Origin of the sequence: Paenibacillus sp. JCM 10914 (assembly GCF_001315105.1) — a bacterium.
In the GTDB taxonomy this organism is placed as follows: Bacteria; Bacillota; Bacilli; order Paenibacillales; family Paenibacillaceae; genus Paenibacillus_AQ.
In genome coordinates, this window is sequence record NZ_BAZR01000029.1 from 1 (window position 1) to 18,639 (window position 18,639).

The window sequence follows — 18,639 nt, forward strand, 5'->3', positions numbered from 1 at the left end:
GTCCCTCACAGGGACTTGCATGGCCCGAGCGGCCCGCGGTAACGCCACAAGTCCCTCACAGGGACTTGCCCGGGCCCGAACGGCCCCGCGGTAACGCCACAAGTCCCTCGCAGGGACTTGCATGGCCCGAGCGGCCTCGCGTAGCGCTCACCCGCCCAACCTCCCAAAAAACCATCCCCCTGGAATGTTCGATAACTCGAACTTCCGTGAGGATGGTTTTTAAACGTTAGCCTAATCTAAACTTCAATATGCTCCACGAACCAGCGCACTATATGGCTGAGGCGCTTCACGCGCAGGTGCGGGTGCCCGCTGCGAGAGAGGTTGTGGTCTGCGCCCGGGAAGCGAATGAACTGCGTCTCTTTATTGAGCCGCTTCAAGGCGATAAATAACTGCTCGCCCTGTTCGATCGGACAGCGCAGGTCTTGCTCACCATGCAGGATCAGGAGCGGCGTGTCGACATTTTTGACGTACGCGATCGGCGAATGCTGCCACAGCTTCTCCAGATCGTCCCACGGATTGCCCCAGATCTGGTCTTGGGTAAACGTGTAGCCGATGTCGCTGACTCCATAGAAGGATATCCAGTTGCAGATGGAGCGCTGGGTAACGGCGGCCTGGAAGCGGTCGGTATGGCCGACGATCCAGTTGGTCATGAAGCCGCCGTAGCTGCCACCGGTCACGCCGAGGCGCGAGGCATCCACGTAGGAATACGTGTCCAGCACGTAATCGACGGCTTCCATCAGATCCTGATAGTCCCGTCCGCCATAGTCGCCGCGAACGGTGTTCACGTGAACTTGTCCGTAGCCGTGACCGCCGCGCGGGTTTGTATAGAACACGGCATAACCTGCAGCAGCAAGCAGTTGGAATTCTTGCATGAAGGTATGCCCATACATCGCTTGTGGTCCGCCGTGGATCTCAAGCACCGCAGGTACCTTGGAGCCTTCCTTATAATTCACGGGCTTCATGATCCAGCCTTGGATCGGCCATCCGTCCGAAGTCTTGAACGTGAAGCTCTCCGGCGTGCTGAATCTCAGTTCGTTCCACAATTCCTCGTTGCAGTGAGTCAAGCGGGACTCTTCTTGACTAGCCACCGTCAGGCTGAAGAGATCGCCAGGCTGCAGCGGGTCGGCTGCGGCTAGAATCAGGTTCTCGTCCTCGGTCAGATCGAATTGATAGATTTCACGCTCGCCGCCGGCCACAAGCTCATATGAAGAACCATCCAGGGCGAATCGTCCGATATGCACGCTTCCGTCCTGGCTCAGCTGCACGTATACCGCTTGCCCGTCTTTGCTGAACAGTGGGGGTGTGCCTGCGCCAGCTCTCATATCGCTGACAGCAGCATGTCCAAGCTGAACATCCATCTCCGTGTAGAGCGCTTGCGATGGTCCACCCGCAAGCGGAAGTAGATGGATTCGGGTCAGCGTAGCGAAGCCGCAGCTGAGATCGCTGGCGAGCATTAGGATGCGTTCGCCGTCTGGCGTGAATGCAATGCTATAGATACTCAAAGATTCATCCGTCAGCTTCTTCGTGTTCTGTCCGGAGGCGTCCATCAGGAACAGATCGTTGGTTAGACGCAGGTCCGGGTCCGGATATTGATCCGAGGAGACGCCGGCGGTGTATGCGATCCGGGCTCCGTCCGGCGACCAGTCGAAGCTGCCGATATCGAAGGCGCCTTCGGTCACTGCGCGCGATTCGTCTGTGACCGGATTTACGATATATAGATGATGGCGTCGCCCATTCCACAATCCGACGCCGTCGCCTTTGTAGCGGATCCGGTTGATAATCATCTCTTCGGGCAGCTTATCCTTCTCCTCAGACTTCGAAGCGCTCTCTTCGTCGGCATCCGTCCCGCAGGTCTGGCTTCGCACGAGGAGGAGGCTGCCGTCCGGGGACCACTTGAACGCGCTGGCGCCATGTTTCAGGTCCGTCACGGGACGGGCTTCACCGCCGCTGGCTGGCATGGTCCATACCTGTGGGCGTTCCCCCTTCTTGCGCAGGAAGGCGAGCTTGGACCCGTCCGGGGACCATGCCGGGGCAGCATCGCCTTCGCCGGAAGTGAAGGGGATATCCTCCGAACCATTAAGCAAACGGATGTGGGAGCGGTAGCCGTCTTTTTTGTCGCTGACAGATTTATGTACGTAGGCAATGGCACCGCTTACAGGCGATACAACCGGGTCGTTCACCCAGTGCATCCGGTATAAGTCCTCTGGGGTCATAACGCGTGGGCTAGTCATTGATTCATCCTCCTATTCTACTATGCGGGTTATCATCGATTATCCCAGATAATGTTATGAAAATCTATATGAAACTCCGACACTTAATCTAATTAACCTTACAAATGCTAGTAGATTAGAGCCAAACTACCAGAATCATGAAACATTCAGCACATCTTAATTAGCTAATGGTCAATTTAGTTGATGGCGGTGCTGGAACAATTCCTTCTCTTTTTGCTACAATTGAGATAGACTCTCAATTAGAGTGCGTAAATCATATTATCTTATATATAGCCTAGGAGGAATCAGATATGAACGTAAGTGAAGCGATCCGTACACGACGCAGTCTGGGCAAGGTTAAGCCGGATGCCGTCGCGCAGGAATTACTGGAACAGATCATAGAAGCGGGGACATGGGCACCGAACCATAAGCTTACCGAGCCTTGGAAGTTCTTCGTCATGCAAGGGGAAGGCCGGGATGTGCTGGGCAACGCGCTGGGCGACATTCAGGCAGCTGGCGCGGGAGATACGAGCGAAGATGCGGTCGTTGCGGCGCGGGAATCCGGCCGTACCAAGGCATACCGTTCACCTGTCGTTATCGGTGTGGCTGTGGAACCTTCCACGGATCCGAAGGTGATTGAGCTTGAGGAGTACGGCGCGGTATTTGCCGCGATTCAGAATATGCTCTTGCAGATCCATGAGCTTGGACTTGGTGCTGTATGGAGAACCGGCGAACCTTGTTTCCACAACCTGATGAATGAAGCGTTCGGCCTGAATCCTCAGGATAAAATGCTGGGCTTCCTCTACATCGGCTATCCGGATATGGAGCCGAAGCAAGGCAAGCGTCAACCCGCTGCGAGCAAAACGGTGTGGCTGAACCGTGCGGCAGACCTGTAATTGACTACCCCAGATGGTGGATATCCGGTATAATGTCCCTAAGATTGTCGAAGAAACGGGACAACGTTCCAAGCGATTGAGATTAGGGGAGTGTACTTGAAACATGAAATTTCGATTTATGAAATGGGATTTGGGGAGCAAATTTATTTTTATTGCCACTTGCCTGGCCATCGTCTCGTTTTTCTTTAAATGGCTTGATATCGGCGTAGCGGCCGAGAATGGATTTTTGCAGGGCGGTGCATTTTTTATCGTATGCTTCATTTATCCGCTCTTGCAGGTTGTCCGTGAGAAGAAGCTTAACAAGATCATAGCGTTTGCATGCGCGTTGGCCGCGGTTATTTTCACTACGTTATATGTAAACTCCAAGACCATAGATTTCTTCGGTGAGACGATCCGTGGCGCCGCAGCAGGACCGTATCTGTTCATGGTGGCGTGTGGATTGTTGACCTTTGGTATTTTCAAACGTAAATATTGATTCTGAGATCGAAGCCGGTTTCCGGGCGCTTGCCGTTTAGGGAATCGGTTTTTTTATATTTCCGAAAAACGCATGTAACATTGAGCGGCATCGCAGGGTTTTGCTATAATTAAAGGAGTGGCCGTGTCCGGCCGCAGTTTGCATTACATATACAGGAGGGAACAGAATGGCTAATCAAGTGTTTACCGAAGGACCTACGCTGAACGATGGCGTCAAAATGCCTTGGCTGGGCCTTGGTGTATGGAAGACCAAAGAGGGCGAAGAAGTTATCCGGTCCGTTAAATCCGCTATTGCTGCCGGATACCGGAGCATAGATACAGCTGCTGTCTACGGCAACGAAGAGGGTGTGGGACAAGCTATCCGCGAATCCGGCGTTTCCCGCGACGAACTGTTCATTACGACGAAGGTATGGAACGACAACCAAGGCTATGAGAATACGCTGCAGGCGTTTGAGACGAGCCGCAAGAAGCTTGGCCTTGACATCGTGGATCTGTATCTCGTTCACTGGCCGGGCAAAGATAAGTATCTTGATACCTGGAAGGCGCTGATTCATCTGCAGAAGGAAGGACTTGTTCGCTCCATCGGGGTAAGTAATTTCCAAATCCGCCATCTGCAGCATATCATCGAAGATACCGGCGTCGTTCCGGTGGTGAACCAGGTCGAGCTGCATCCGCTGCTGAGTCAGAAGGAGCTGCTGCAATACGCGCGCGAGAACAAGATCGTGCTGGAAGCGTGGAGTCCGCTCATGCAGGGCAATTTGGATCAGCCTGGCCTGGCCGAAATCGCCAACAAATACGGCAAGACGATCGCCCAGGTTATCCTGCGCTGGGATATTCAGAACGGCGTGATCGTCATTCCGAAGTCGATTACGGAGCATCGCATTATCGAGAACGCGCAGATTTTCGATTTCGAATTGTCGGATGAGGACATGGCGGCGATTGACGGTTTGAATCAAAACAAACGTTTTGGCTCCAACCCGGACGAATTCCTGTTCTAGATCCGCTTTATATGAAAAAAGAGCGAGGACACCCCACTGGGAGGTCCTCGCTCTTTTGCTGCGCATATCCAACACCGTCACGGAAGAACGGCTTTCAGCCTCATCCTTCTCCTCGGGAAGGAGCGGCTCGCCGATGACGCCGAGCCTCCCTTCCACCAGATCCTCGTACAGCCGCTTCAGCCAGTCCAGATCCGTCCTTGCATGTTCGTACATACCGACCATAAGATGCTGGGCGCTGCGCGGCACGATATGCTTATGCTCCTCGTATAGTTGATACGCTTGGTTCACCCTGTGCTCCGCGTCCCGAATTCGCCCCAGCAGAATCGGGGCGAGCACATCCGGCTCCGCATGGCGCGAGAAGGGGAGGGCGATATATAGCGGATGATGCACCGGCTCGATATCGCGGAATTTCTTGAGCAGCAGCAGCTCGAACAATCGACGACCGTTGTCCGTAATGCGGTAGATCGTCTTGTCGGGGCGGCTATCGCTTTGAATGGTCTCTACGGCTTCAATGTAATGCTCCTCGGCCAGCCGATCAACAGCGTAGTAGATAGAGCCCATCTGAAGCTTGGTATACTGATCCATCCCGCGATCTTTCATCTTGAGCCGGATCTCGTATGGATGGTGATTCCCCTCAAGCAGTAGGCCCAGAATGGCCAGTTTCATTGACATGATGCTAGGCTCCTTTAGCCTTGTTTGGGACCGTTACTCGTTCATTGCCCATCATCAGTACGAATACCAGGCTAATACGGCCGGTACAAGCGCCCACATGAAGGTGGTGGCGATGGAGTCGGCCAATGCGTTCGTGATTTGTTCGCGCACATTCGGCGGGATCTGATTCATCACCTCGGGCGAGAGCACGGCATCGGCGTTGAGTTGGTCGCCTACCGGAGCCTTGCCGCCGCCAGTCAGTTCCGACAACTGATTGTTCAGGCTGTTGCGCTGAATAATACCGAAGATCGTGATGCCAACGGTCATCCCGAAGGAGCGCAGGAAGGAATTGGTGGATGTCGCTGCTCCGCGTTGTCTGGCGTCAAAATTATGAATGGACGCCATGCTCAATACGGAGAAGGAGAAGCCAACGCCGAAACCGGTCAGAACCATATAGATCGTCAACAGATAGCGCGGAGTCTCTGGGCTAATTGTGCTTAAGCAGGCAATGCCTGCAATGAAACAGATAACAGACACAATCATGATATTGCGGAACGACGTACGAGTGGTCAGCATCCCGCCGCCCTGGCTGCCAAAGACACTTCCCAGCATCATCGGCATCAGGATCAGGCCGGCGTTGGTGGCGGAGCGCCGTACACGCCAGAGACAAAGATCGGAATGAAGATGGTCGCCACAATGAAGGTCGCGCCATAGAACAAGGCGACAATGTTGCTGGAAGCGAACAGGCGCTTCTGGAACATTTTGAACGAGATGATCGGCTCGGGCGCCCGCGTCTCAGCGACTAGAAAGATGATGAACAGGGCGATGAAGCCTGCAAATAATCCCATGATTTGCGGAGAGTCCCAGGCGTAGGTGTGACCACCGAGCTCAAGCCCGAACATGAGACAAACGATGGCTCCCACGAGGGTGGCGGCACCGATCCAGTCGATCTTTTGCTTGGCGTGGGACAGGGATTCCTTATATGACGTCATGATCAGGATAAAGGCCACGACCCCGATCGGTAAATTGACATAGAATATCCATTCCCAACCAATACTGTCGGTAATAAACGCCCCGAGCAGCGGACCCATGATGCTTGAGGTACCGAAGACAGCTCCGAGCAGGCCGGTCATTTTACCACGCTTCTCCGGTGGGAAAAGGTCGAATACGATGGTGAAGGCAATCGGCATCAGAGCGCCGCCACCGATGCCTTGAATGGCACGGTAGATAATTAATTCTCCCATACTGCCGGCCATGCCGCAGAGTGCAGAGCCAAGCAGGAACACAATTAATCCGAAGATAAAGAATCGCTTTCGACCATACATGTCAGACAGCTTGCCGAAGATCGGCGTACCCGCCATAACAGCCACCATATATACGGACGTAACCCATACGACCTGATCAAACCCTTGCAGGTCACGGATAATCGTAGGCAGCGCGGTGGCCACGATGGTGTTATCGATGGCCGACATGAAAATACCGAGCAGCAGCCCGGCCACGACCAACTTAATGTTGCTTTGTTGTGCATTCATCTAATGGATGCCCCTTCTTTCATATTGAACTATGTACATATTATTCAAATTTGAATATATGGTGGTTTTATTGTATCCGGATTAACAGATGTTGGCAAGATGTTTGAAATGGGGAACAAACTAATTTTTGGAATGTACCACAAGGGAGCCATCCGTATAACGGATAGCCCTTCTGATTGTGATGCTTAATACATCTAACGTGAACGTGATAACCATGGGACGAAACTAACAGTTCATCTGGGGCGATTTCGGATCAAGCTGCATAAATTCGATGCGGTGGCCGTCCGGGTCCCTGGCCCAGCACTGCCAGTTGAAGTCCTTCCCTTGAACCGGATCAACGTCGAGTGTTACGCCAAACTTACGAAGATGCTCTGCAATGCTGTTGATATCTTCAACCTCAAGGCACAGATGGGAGAATCCAATCGGGCGCTTGACAGGTTCCGGTTTATTCTGTCCACCGTAAAACAACTCGATAAACTGTCCATCACACACCTTAATGTACTCGATCCACGGTTCGCCCTGATCATTAGGAATATCAAAAGCACGGCTAAATCCAAGAATATCGCAATAAAAATGCAGGGACTTCTCCATATCGGCAACATCAAATGCCAGATGGGCAATTCCTTTAATCATAACGGTATTCCTCCTCAGTATGTATTAAGTTTGAGCGCAGACGTTCATAAGGCTATTGTAACTCATTTTGTATGCGTTTCCACAATATTTGCCAGATCAAATTATTGTCTGATATCAATTTGTCGGTGAAAATAAAGGACTGAACCAGACCATTCGCAGCAGAACGGTCTGGTTCAGTCCTTTGATTTATGAACCCGGGCGGCTCCGTTGCTGCGCCGGAACTTCTTTTCGCCCCTGTTTCATGGGAGACTGGCATAACGGGCAAGCCTTGTTCTCCCGGGCTCGTGTACGAGCAGGGATTCTCGCGTTGACTCTCTGCCAGCCCTTGCAGACGGTACTGCTGCACAGCCACGCATCAACGGTCTCCGTAGCAACAGGCGCAGCTTGATGCTGTGAGCTGGAAGTGGAAACGGAACGGACTTGTTGGCTGTTCAGATTCACGGCGCTGCGGGTACCCCGCACTGACGAAGGGGACGGGGATGCCGGTTTGGCAGGTTTCTCGATGTGAATGGTGCGTTGCGCCGTAAAGGTCGTACGGGTCGTAGACCCCGTGCTTTTGTTCGGGACACGATTGCCTTGTTTGCTCTGTTCGTCTGTCAGGAACACATCGCGGAAGAAGCGGGACACTTCCGTTTTTCGTCCTCGATAAAAGCCCGGGGAACTAATCACCAATTCGTCCCGTGCTCTTGTGATCGCGACATAAGCGAGTCTGCGTTCCTCTTCCAGTGCATCGAGCGCCTTGTCTTGCTTGTCCGACAGCGGACGTTGATCATCTCTGCGTTCAGCGTCCAAGGCGGAGGTATGCGGCAAAATCCCCTCACTCGCTCCGATCAGGCATACCGAAGGGAATTCCAGCCCCTTGGATTTATGGATGGTCATGAGGCGGACGGCATCGGCATGCTCATCTCGTTTCATGGCTGCCATCTCCTTGTGAATGACAATCAGTCGATCCACAAACTCGACAAACTCCGCTATATTGTCAAAACGCTTCGCCGAAGTCTCCAGCTCATCGAGACCCTCCTGGATAAATTCCTTATGGAGGGTTAGCTCCTGACGCTCATCTGCCTCCAGAAATTTATCATAGAATTGCCGCCTCATTTCCTGTACAGCTTTTACAGGCTCCAGCGCCTTAAGTCCCTTTATAAGCTTGGAGCGTTCTCTTATATTCTCGATCTGGAAATCCTTAAGGCCTGGGAAAGACAGAAGGTGAGCCAGCGGTCCTTTCTTGGGACGCGGAGCATCCTGCTGCCGGATAAAGGCCATACCCTTGTCCCGGTTCAAGTACAGCGTGTGCAGCATGCCTTCCATCGCCGTGAAATTGCGGCGATCCAGCGACAGCCGCAGATGGTCCATGAGCGGCTTGACCATCCACTGCTCGTAGAACAGATCCCCATTCTCGTAATGAATGAACGGAATCTCCCGCATGACGAGCTGCTCGAAGATCGCCCGGCTGTTATTGGATGTACGGTATAGAATCGCATGGTCGCGGTACTGCCGATCGTGATGCTGGACCTGTTCGGCGATATGCGTCAGCAGCTGCTCCGCTTCCTGGTCAGGGTCTCCGGGACGAAGGTACAACGGTACGCCGCTGCTCTTGCGGGTAGAGCGCAGCTGCTTGGGACGGCGGCGTTCATTAACACGGATAATTTCATTCCCAAGCCCTACGATGGAAGACAGGGAGCGGTAATTGATGTCCAATGTCACGACCTTGGCTCCAGGAAACGTCTGATCGAATTCGAGAATGAATTCATTGCGCGCGCCGTTGAAGCCGTAGATGGTCTGATCATCGTCACCAACTACCATCAGATTGCCGTGCTTAGCAATGATCTTTTTCAGCAGTTCATAGGGAAGCAGCCCTGTATCTTGGAATTCGTCGACCATGACATAACGGTAGCGCCGTTGAAGGGAGGCAAGTAATCCCGGATCATGGGAGAGCAAGCGGTAGGACAAGACGAGAATATCATCAAAATCCATTTGGCCATGATCGGTCTTCCAGTCTTCATAGCGTGCAAAAATCTGCTTCTGCTCCACTTCAGCAGGGGTTCTCATCGGCAGATCATCGAGTCCCGTCATATTCATGCGGTGGGCCGACCACAGGGAGAGCAGCGTCTCTGCCTCATAGCTGTCTGTAAGTCCCATTTCACGCAGAATCCGCTTCAAGATGAATTGCTGATGCCTTGCATTACTAAGGATCTCCTGCTTATACCCTCTCGTTCGCAGAAGGTACAGGAAAAAGGAATGGAAGGTCCGTGCCGTAACCTTGCCCGCCTCGTTATGTCTTAAGCCGGGAAGGGCCAGAATACGTTCCTTCATCTCGGCTGCCGCCTTGGACGAGAAGGTTACGAGCAGGATCGAAGCCGGATCGATGCGCTGCACGGCGATCAGATAGCCGGTCCGGCTAACGAGCACGGAGGTCTTCCCGGAGCCGGCACCCGCCAGCGTTAGCAGCGGGCCATTCATATGTCGTACTGCCTGAATTTGAGCCCGGTTAAGCAGCAAGCCTTGGGACTCTAATCCACGGAAAAAAGCCGCATCCGGCGCAGCATCATCGATGAGATCCCGGCTATTCTCCAGGGTAGCCAGCTTCGCAAACGGGATATCCTGACGCGAACCGCCGAAGGGGCGTTTATAGAAAGGGGTTAATGTCATGTAGCTCACCCATCATATCGTATTTCTGTAGCCTAACCAGTGTAACGGATAATTGGCGGTATGGTAAAGCTTCGGCCTAACTTATAACGAGTAGGCGCGTTATATAGAATAGGAAAGTTGAAATTGTATCAGGAGGAAAAAACGATGCTAGTCATGATCTTCATCCAGTTGTTCGTTATTATCGGAATTTTGTTGAGCATCAACAGTAAACTTCAACCGCGGGACTTTGTCGCTGACGCTATGGAGCGCGATCGGAAAATGAGGGAGGAGCGGGAGCGAAAGTTTGAGCAGGTGGGGCAGGATTAGACTTTGGAATAAGAGAAGCACGGTCCTAGTCGACCGTGCTTCTTCTCCGTCGATCTCAATTCAGTTCGACGGTCTGTTCGTCTGTGATCGGGTTCCAATACTGCTCGATCGTTAGGGTGAGGGGTTGGGGGTAATTCAGAGCATCGACACCTAAATCATAAGCATACTCTGACAAGTTTGTGCTGCCCGACGTATACTTGATGCTTTGCTGATGCGTGTTGCCAGCTGCATCGGTGTAGCTGTCCGCCAGGATCATTGGTTTGAAGTTGCCTAGTGACGGGTCATGCTGATTCGTTTGCTGTAGAACAATCGTTCCCGGTTCCGCATTATGATCAGTTGGACTGAACGTCAGGCTGGTGTCCGGCGCCTTCATCACTTGCTGCTTCAGATCGAGGACGAGTTCCATGTCATCCTTATCCAATGCATTGATGCCGGTCGTCTTCAAGATCAGGGAGGCATTCGGATCGTATGGTGTATTCTCGAAGATGAGGGTAGCCCTGGAATTTTCCGTAGGCGTGCTGGCGCGATAGCTTAAGTCGGCTGTACGGTCGCCGTTCGTAAGTTTCAGTTCAGGGGCAAGCCATGAAAAGACGTGCTGGCTGTTGTTCACATCATACTCGATATCGACATAGGTGTTCAGCGGTGTGTACTGCACCTGCCGAATATGAATCTCTTGATCATGGACCTTGATTGTACGGTCTGTATGAAGTGTATGGACCTGATCACTGAGCTGCTGAGGATCCAACGAGAATTGAATATCAACCGCTTTTCTATACTTGGTACTGCTCGAGTACATTGCCAAATCCGAAGTTCCGATGAAGAGCAATTTGAAACTTGCCTCGCTTGTGTAATCAATGGATGAATCCAGGTTAGCGGCATAGACGAAGTGATTTTTCTCGCCTGGCGCGATGAACATGCTATTGGCATGCTGCAAGAGTACGCCTGTCGTTGACACTTTGTTTCCTATACCGAGATCCAGCGAAGTGTAAGAGGTTATAAGCTCTACGTCACTGTTATTCTGTACGCTGTACAGGATAAATACTTTTCGGCCATCACTGAATCCCCCGGTCACCTCCACGCGTAAACCATCGGCATCCATGCTTTGCCAGATGGGCTGGATCAAACTATGTTCTAGCGGAGCGGGCAGGATGGGCATAAGCTCCAATGCTGGCAGATAAGCGTCCAATTGCTGCTGGTTCATAATCGCAGGCTGCTCAGCGTGATAGGATGTGTTCTGCTCGGAGGTCGGCAAGTTAGAAAGGAAAATCACGATTGCCGCGGCTGCAGCTACTACTGCGCTCAGTCCGAAGGAGAGCAGGCGTCGCTTCTCGCGGGCCATTCCGCGACGCATCCCATCGCGAGCCGAACGAATCAGCACGGCTTCGGGTAGAGCCTCTACCTTTTGGTTAACATCAGACGCATCTTGGCTTAATAGCTGCTCTGCTTTGTCTGGCATTCGTCGTTCAACCTCCTTGTACGCTAAAGATCATTTCGCAGCTGTTTGAGTCCTTCGCGCAACCAGGTCTTGATCGTGCCTTCCGGTTTTTGCAGCACCTTCGCGATTTCGGGGACCGTAATATCCTGATAGTATTTCAGCATCACGACATGCCGATATTTCGGCTTCATGCGCTGCATGGCCCGTTCCAGATCCAATCGATCATTGTTCTTCATCTCTTGGGCGGCAGCGTCTTCGTTCATCCGGGCAACGGGGAACACCTTCTGCTTGCGTCGCAGTTCATCCATGCAGCAGTTGATCGTAATCCGGATCAGCCAAGGGGCAAAGGCCTGTGTGTCCTTGAGCTTCTTACGCTTCATCCATGAGCGGCAGGAGGCTTCCTGTACAGCCTCCAACGCATCGTTCTCGGAACGTAGATAGCTGTATGCGATCGCATACAATTTGCGCTGTTCTCCGGACAAGCGCTGGAAGAATAGTTCTTTTTCCGACCATTCGTCATCGTGCATCTGGACCTCATGCAGGGTGTGATCGATCATGGGTTAGACTTCACCCCCCCTTTCTCGTTGCAGCAGAGGACCCTTATCTTGCATTCATATTAATAAGACGGAGCAGACGGGAGAAACGATTGAAAAAAATATTAGAATCAGCGATCGCTCCAATTCCATAGTTGCACTTCGCCTACCCTTAGGTTGGAGATCCATGATGCTTCGCGCAAGGCCAGCAGTTCTTTCACCGGTCCGGTAATCACGGCACCGTAGATGCGGATCCCGTTCTGGTCGATGTAATCCAGACTGGCGTCAATATCGATGAAGGGGGCGACACGTTTAGCTATCAGCGTATATTCCTGTAACAACCGCAAGGATTTAATGAAATGTTGATTGCGTATGTCCCCGTCTCTGTAGGTTTCCAATGCAGGGTAATGTCCTCCGCTGCTCACTGTTTTGCCGAACCAGCCGGTCTTCTGCTCTTCGTAATGCGTAACCGTCAGGTCGTCATGATGCCAGACGGGATATGCGGGAAATCCCACAGGATCGGAAATAACTTGATCCCTGTCACCGAATCTCTCATCTGGACCGGTATCTACTGCGAACCAGACCGGTTCCATATTCAGGCCTTCGAATTGTTTCAGTATGTCATCCGTCGCGAAGTAGCGGCTGAAGGAGACGGTTGCTTCGGCAACGGTGCCTTCCGGCAGTTTCTCCAGCCTGGACCAATCCCCGCCATGTTCGGAAGACGCACCTGATGCTCCCTCAGGGCGGTAGAACACGGTAGCCGCTCGGCCCTGGTGGTTATTCCATTCAGAAGTAACGGAAGGCAGACCAAAAAAGAAATTAACGGAATATGTCCCCGCCTTGACCCGATCTTGGCCTACTTTTTTCTGCATATCTCCGTACATCTCCATCATGAAGAAGGGTTTGCCTTGTCCATTCAAGGCAACCTCGACGTTAGGTTGGGAAATAGAGATCGCCGAATGGACGGCATCCCGGTATTTGGTATCCCGCGAAGGAGTGCCCATGGCAAAAAATAATGCTGTTAAGATGGAACTGATTACCGTTATGATTAACAGTGCCGAAATCACGGTCAGCGTATTGGAGACTCGCGCTTTCCATTTCCCACGACGGACGATGCGTTTCTCCTTCTTGGAAGGGGGGGAGGGAACTGGCTCATGATGAGGATCACGATCCATGATTTCATCTAGATAAGCCTGATACACCTCCAGCTTCTGCAGCTCTTGCTCAACCTCAAGCCGCTCCTTATCGCTTAGTTTTCCGTCTGCGTAATCCTTCAGCTTCTGTCTGAATGCTTCACTCATCGTACTCGTCCTTTCGATTCAGATCGCGCAGCCGTTGCCTGGCGCGAAACAGTGTAATTTTAATGGAAGATAACGAGATATCCATAATATCCGCCGTTTCCTGATAGGTGAACTGATGCACATCCACGAGCAGAATAGCCTGACGCTGCTTATCGGGAAGAACGGTTAGGAGCCGATCGAGCTCCAGCCGCCTCTCTTGTTGAAGCAGGGCCTGCTCTGGGGTATGCCTATCGATCATTTGATGGAAGTAGTCGGGCTCCTTCACCGTACTGCGGCTGGCTTTGCGCTGGTAATCGACAAATGCGTTATGAGCCACGCGAAACAGCCAGGCTTTAATACGTTCATCCTTCCAATTCTCCAAGTACAGGTAAGCTCGATAAAAGGTTTCCTGCACCAGGTCTTCAGCCGTGTGGTGATCGTAAGAGAGGGAGTACAAGTACCGGTAAATGTCTTTTACATAATATGGGTAGATATGCTCCAAGCTGTTCAGTAATGCTCCTCCTCTCTGTATACAACACGTATGAGCCGCTGGATTAGTTACACTTTCCTAGAAAAAACCTGCCGACACCCGCACAATAAAAAAAGCCCGCCTGATCAGCGGGCTTACGTCTTTTATCGGATTGAACAGCCGTTTATTTCGAATGACTGCTAAGATAGGTTGTCAGCTTCTTGTGGGTTGGACTGTCTGCTTCGGCATAATCGAGCGCTGTCTTACCTTCGTTGTCTTTCGTAGTGGCATCGACCTTATGTAGGTTAAGCAATTTATCGATGTACGCATCGCGTTCGTGAATGACCGCCAGATGTAGTGGGGTCTGCCCCTCAAAGTTCTGCAGATTATAATCGAGCCGTCCGGCTTGCCCGTCAATCTGCTTCAATGTATCGTATGCGGCTGTTTCGCCATGAAGGATCAAATAGTGCAGAATACTGTTGCCGGTTGCTGCATCGCGGCTTTCCAGATCGGCTTCGCCGGCGGCGATGATGACCATCAGCCGCTCGGTTTTAAACTCGTTATTCGGGAGAATCAGTTGCTCCATATCCTTAACGAAGTCGCGGACGTGCAGATTTCCACCGGGTATGGTAGCCGGGGATGATGGAATGGTTGTCCCTTCACTGCCCTTTGATGGTCGGCTTACGATATCAACCTCTTGATTGGTGGCGGATCGAAGCTGGTAACCCAGCGCATCGGACATCTCACGGATTGGCACATACAGCTTGTCTTGAATGATGACGGGGGGAGCGGACCATCGTATTGGCGTATCGTCAACGCTAATGTCGACAAGAGAGGGGGTGGCTTTCAGATAAACCGCTGCCCCTACAGCCGAGCCGGCGGTGAGCGTAACGCCCACGATGGCGCCCATAGCAAAAGCGGGAATGGAAGTTAAACGTTTTTTCAAGATCAATCATCCTCCTTCGTTATCCATTGTATGGTTGGGTCCAGCACAATCAATTTGCGTTCCGCGCTGGCGGTCTCAAGCAGGTGTTCCTTAAGCTCGCGGCAGGGGAAAAGGTTCAAATTTTTATTTCCTCGTCCGAAATTCGGGGTCAATTACGCAGCAGCCGCTTCTTATGCGTATAGATGATCGCCTTATCCGCCATGAAGGCGGTGTAGAGCAGCAGAAACACAGCATACGGGAAGCCGGTACCGTCGAGACTTGGGACAAACCATTCTGCCGCAATAAAGTATAACAGGGTAAGCAGCACGGGAAGCTGTCGCTTCAGGCGGTAGGACCACACCGACCAGATTACCCCGGCCACTCCGGCGAACAGCATTACAAGTCGGATGGCGTCCAGTGCGGATTGCATCACCCTTCGCGCTTCAGCATTGCCAAGCGCAGCAGCATATTTGGAGGTGCGACCTTCAAATATGCTGCGGAACAAGTGTACGAGCGGATTGCCTTCGATATAGCGGGAATCCAGCCAGAGGGAAGCCAGATTCCACGGTCCTTGCAGATGGGCCATCCGATTGAATAGCGGGATGTTGAGCCACCATGGGGACAGAATCAGCAGATAGCCTATGACAATCAACAGCGTACCGCCAGCTACGATCTTGATGGGACTTCGGTACTTGATCCAGAAGGGAATGAACAAGACCGGATAGAGCAGCGCCTGCAGATTGTAGCAGGCCAAGATCGCGGTGAGTGCACCCGCGGCGGCGTACCAGCCGGCTTGCTTTAGTTCCAATGCTCCGATCACTGCACATGCCAGAAGGAGCATAAGCATCTGCATGGTCACATCCGGCAGAATCAGACCGACCGCGCCATAAGCTGGCCAGAACAATGCATAGATGATACTCGCTAGAAAAGCAACCCGGGTATTAAACATGTAGCGAGACAGCACAAAAACCAGATAAACCGAGAACGCATGGAATATGCACTGAAGCAGTTGATAGCCGAGCAGCGCTCGCTCCACATTACCGAATATCCCAGTCAGTCCTACAATCATTAAGGGTACACCCGGCATGACGTTAGGTGCATGTTCATTCTCTACATATCCGGATTGATTGATCATGATGGCGGTATCTATATAGCGTTCCTCAATCACATCGGTGAAGCTGTGCGCCTGCTGATGCGATCCGATCCACACCAGAAGACATGACATCACCAGTACGGCTGCAATAGTGAACAGTAGTATTTTTCGATGCAGCGAATTTAATGTCCATATGGAAAACAAATGGTTCCAACTCCACTCTTGTTTAATCTAATCAATGGATCCCCAATTATATTAAAGAAAAACAACGGAAATAAAAAGGCTCCGTCAGAACGGAGCCTCGTAACTAGAAACCGCTGTGATATTTATCGTCACTGGAGGAGCGGTTCTTGGACGTGCCATCTCGCTGTTTCTCTTCTTGGCGCTCCAATCTGGCGTCCTCCATCGGAATGGGGTCCACATGCTGTTCGCTTTCGAATTTGTCGAAGAGGCTTTCTGTCTCAGTCGGATATTGTTCAGGGTGATCCATATTGCCTGGACCGTTATCAAGCGGAAGATCTTTCTTCTTCTTATCAGCCACTGATCTCACCTCATTTAGGAGTAGTAATACCTTTATACCTTTTTTGAGGGAAGATCAAACATCCGTTGTTAGCGTGAACAGCTTCGTCAACATGCGTTTCAGGTAGTTTCAAGACCCGCTGCCGGCTGTTGTTGCGTCTCCGCCTTCAGTCTCAGGTAGCGAATGAACAGCTCCACCAGTTCAGGATCGAATTGGGTGCCGGAACATTCCAGCAGTTCCGCAATTCCTTCTTCGAAGGTTTTGGTCTGTTGGTAAGGCCGCTCCGTGGTCATCGCATCAAACGAATCGATAATCGTCAGCATGCGGCACAGTTTGGGAATCTGGCTGCCAGTGAAGCCGTGCGGATACCCACCGCCGTCATATCGTTCATGATGCAATTCAATATACGGCACAAGCTCCTTGAACTTCTCGTTCGTTTCGGCGATTCGCTTGCCCCAGCTCACATGACGCTTTACGGTTTCCCATTCAGCGGCCGTGAGCTTGTCCCGCTTATTCAGTATGCCCCACGGAATCTCAAGCTTGCCAATATCGTGTATTAAGGCCCCAAGCACAAAGTTGCGCCGCTCAATGCTATCGAGATTCAGCACATCGCTCATATCCATCGCATACCGGAACACGCGCTTGGAATGCTTGAACGTATCCACGTCCTTATATAGAAACAACTTAAGCTGCTGCTCGATCTCTCTTACATCGTCGGCAAAATCAATTTCCGATTCTTTCTCCGCCCCGCTGCCGTATACGTGGACGTTGTTCTTGCCTTGCTTCTTGGCATAATATAATGCCTGATCTGCGAGTTCCACCAATTGTGATTTGTCGTGGATATCAATTCGATAAGTAGCGATACCAGCCGAGAAGGAAAGACAGCCTGACGGAAAAATCTCAACGCCGTCAAAATACGTATCATTCAATTTTTTGCGAAGTTTGTTGATGAACGTACGGGCTTTGTTCTCGTCATAACCCGGCATGAGAATCGTGAATTCCTCGCCCCCGAAGCGTGACGCTACAATGTCAGCCGCTTCGGATTCGACTTTCAGATAATTGCCGAGGAAGCCGAGCAGCATGTCGCCCTTTAGATGTCCGAACTGATCGTTGTATTTCTTGAAATCATCGATGTCGATCATGGCTAACGAGAGCGGGGTATCGCAGGACTTCGCCTTTTTGATCTCATCTTCCAGCAGGCTTTCAAAAAAACTATGATTGTACAGCCCGGTACGCTGATCCTTGATCGCTCTCTTCTGGGCTTCATTATACATTGAGAAGAGCTGCTTAAAGGAATAAGAGAGCAGAACGCTTAGACCGATGAACAACGTCAGGCCGAACACCCCATTGTGAACAATCAGCACGGATAGGACCATCGATAAGATCAACGTGCTCAGGTACACCAGCAGCGTGTCTTTGATGAAGGATTTCAGAATGTCGTATAAAGAGCCTCTATACAGCAAGTAATAATAAAGTCCAAGCAGAAGCACATTGGTAATAAAGTAGATGATCAGGGCAGCAAGATAAGCACCGAAATGGTCATTGAGGATGGGGCCTGTCTGCCCTCCGGTTGCTTTGAAGACAAGGGAGGAGCCTACTATCATGAGTGTGTATATGGAGAAATTAACAAAATGCTTCCAGAAAGGGATCTTCCGATCGTACAATGCCGTGGCCAGTGTGTTGAATAGAATGATAGAGAGTGCAAATGGTGCGCCGTAGATAAAGATACAAGCCAAATAAACAGATGAATCCATGGATTGCAGATTTCCCTCAGGAGGCAATTGAAACGTGAAGTAATTTAAGATCAGGGCCGCACCCAGCATGGCATATACCCATACCCAGTCCGATGGGGTATAGTGAATAAACTCTCCTCTATGTACTAACAGGAAGGTTAAACAGCCCATAAGTGAAATGAAAACAAAGTACAGCTGTCCCGAAAGTTCCCTGGAAATAGTAGGACGCTTAAATATGGACATAATGGTTTCTCCTCAATTAAAAAAACATGATGTATTCTCCACATTTTAAGATATATTGC

The 18,639-nt window shown here is 51.4% G+C and carries 15 protein-coding genes and 2 pseudogenes; 4 read left to right on the forward strand and 13 right to left on the reverse strand.

Annotation, left to right across the window (positions count from 1 at the left end; genetic code table 11):
- Positions 1-236: 236 nt before the first annotated feature.
- Positions 237-2,231, reverse strand: coding sequence for a S9 family peptidase (locus tag JCM10914_RS22815; protein ID WP_023965155.1), 1,995 nt, complete (start codon positions 2,229-2,231; stop codon positions 237-239).
- 290 nt (positions 2,232-2,521) lie between these two features.
- On the opposite strand from JCM10914_RS22815, the gene JCM10914_RS22820 reads away from it, so the two are divergent.
- From JCM10914_RS22820 to JCM10914_RS22830, 3 genes are all read left to right on the forward strand, one after another.
- On the forward strand, positions 2,522-3,106 hold the full coding sequence (locus JCM10914_RS22820) for a nitroreductase (protein WP_023965157.1): 585 nt from the start codon (positions 2,522-2,524) through the stop codon (positions 3,104-3,106).
- A 103-nt stretch (positions 3,107-3,209) separates the two neighbouring features.
- Entirely contained in the window at positions 3,210-3,581 is a 372-nt protein-coding gene (locus tag JCM10914_RS22825; RefSeq protein ID WP_023965159.1) for a hypothetical protein, read from the forward strand.
- A 166-nt stretch (positions 3,582-3,747) separates the two neighbouring features.
- Positions 3,748-4,578, forward strand: coding sequence for an aldo/keto reductase (locus tag JCM10914_RS22830; RefSeq protein WP_023965161.1), 831 nt, complete (start codon positions 3,748-3,750; stop codon positions 4,576-4,578).
- Between the two features lie 489 nt (positions 4,579-5,067).
- Here the strand turns inward: JCM10914_RS22830 and JCM10914_RS32010 are convergent.
- From JCM10914_RS32010 to JCM10914_RS22850, 4 genes and pseudogenes are all read right to left on the reverse strand, one after another.
- A pseudogene (locus JCM10914_RS32010) lies at positions 5,068-5,250 on the reverse strand (PadR family transcriptional regulator); the annotation flags it as partial.
- Positions 5,251-5,254: 4 nt separating this feature from the next.
- Positions 5,255-6,761: pseudogene (locus JCM10914_RS22840) on the reverse strand (MDR family MFS transporter).
- Positions 6,762-6,986: 225 nt separating this feature from the next.
- Positions 6,987-7,394 (reverse strand): VOC family protein, encoded by a 408-nt coding sequence (locus tag JCM10914_RS22845; RefSeq protein WP_023965167.1) that lies wholly within the window; start codon positions 7,392-7,394, stop codon positions 6,987-6,989.
- Positions 7,395-7,580: 186 nt separating this feature from the next.
- The gene (locus tag JCM10914_RS22850; protein ID WP_023965169.1) at positions 7,581-10,043 is read right to left on the reverse strand and encodes a UvrD-helicase domain-containing protein; all 2,463 of its coding nucleotides are present in this window, start codon (positions 10,041-10,043) and stop codon (positions 7,581-7,583) included.
- A 144-nt stretch (positions 10,044-10,187) separates the two neighbouring features.
- Here JCM10914_RS22850 and JCM10914_RS29380 point away from each other — a divergent pair, with 144 nt between their 5' ends.
- Positions 10,188-10,349, forward strand: a complete 162-nt coding sequence (locus tag JCM10914_RS29380; RefSeq protein WP_023965171.1) for a hypothetical protein — start codon at positions 10,188-10,190, stop codon at positions 10,347-10,349.
- Positions 10,350-10,404: 55 nt separating this feature from the next.
- Here JCM10914_RS29380 and JCM10914_RS22855 read toward each other — a convergent pair whose 3' ends face one another.
- From JCM10914_RS22855 to JCM10914_RS22890, 8 genes are all read right to left on the reverse strand, one after another.
- A complete protein-coding gene (locus tag JCM10914_RS22855) occupies positions 10,405-11,805 on the reverse strand; it encodes a DUF4179 domain-containing protein (protein WP_023965173.1) in 1,401 nt (466 codons plus the stop codon).
- A gap of 23 nt (positions 11,806-11,828) precedes the next feature.
- Entirely contained in the window at positions 11,829-12,341 is a 513-nt protein-coding gene (locus JCM10914_RS22860) for a sigma-70 family RNA polymerase sigma factor (protein WP_023965175.1), read from the reverse strand.
- Between the two features lie 107 nt (positions 12,342-12,448).
- Positions 12,449-13,618, reverse strand: coding sequence for an anti-sigma factor (locus JCM10914_RS22865; RefSeq protein WP_023965177.1), 1,170 nt, complete (start codon positions 13,616-13,618; stop codon positions 12,449-12,451).
- Positions 13,611-14,108 (reverse strand): sigma-70 family RNA polymerase sigma factor, encoded by a 498-nt coding sequence (locus JCM10914_RS22870; RefSeq protein ID WP_036719691.1) that lies wholly within the window; start codon positions 14,106-14,108, stop codon positions 13,611-13,613. Before JCM10914_RS22870 ends, JCM10914_RS22865 begins: the two co-directional genes overlap by 8 nt.
- A 142-nt stretch (positions 14,109-14,250) precedes the next feature.
- The gene (locus JCM10914_RS22875) at positions 14,251-15,012 is read right to left on the reverse strand and encodes an ankyrin repeat domain-containing protein (RefSeq protein WP_036719694.1); all 762 of its coding nucleotides are present in this window, start codon (positions 15,010-15,012) and stop codon (positions 14,251-14,253) included.
- A gap of 148 nt (positions 15,013-15,160) precedes the next feature.
- Positions 15,161-16,288 (reverse strand): glycosyltransferase family 39 protein, encoded by a 1,128-nt coding sequence (locus JCM10914_RS22880; RefSeq protein ID WP_023965183.1) that lies wholly within the window; start codon positions 16,286-16,288, stop codon positions 15,161-15,163.
- Positions 16,289-16,391: 103 nt separating this feature from the next.
- Positions 16,392-16,625: a hypothetical protein gene (locus tag JCM10914_RS22885; protein WP_023965185.1), complete on the reverse strand. Its 234-nt coding sequence runs from the start codon at positions 16,623-16,625 to the stop codon at positions 16,392-16,394.
- 98 nt (positions 16,626-16,723) lie between these two features.
- Positions 16,724-18,580, reverse strand: a complete 1,857-nt coding sequence (locus JCM10914_RS22890) for a diguanylate cyclase (RefSeq protein WP_023965187.1) — start codon at positions 18,578-18,580, stop codon at positions 16,724-16,726.
- Positions 18,581-18,639: the final 59 nt, after the last annotated feature.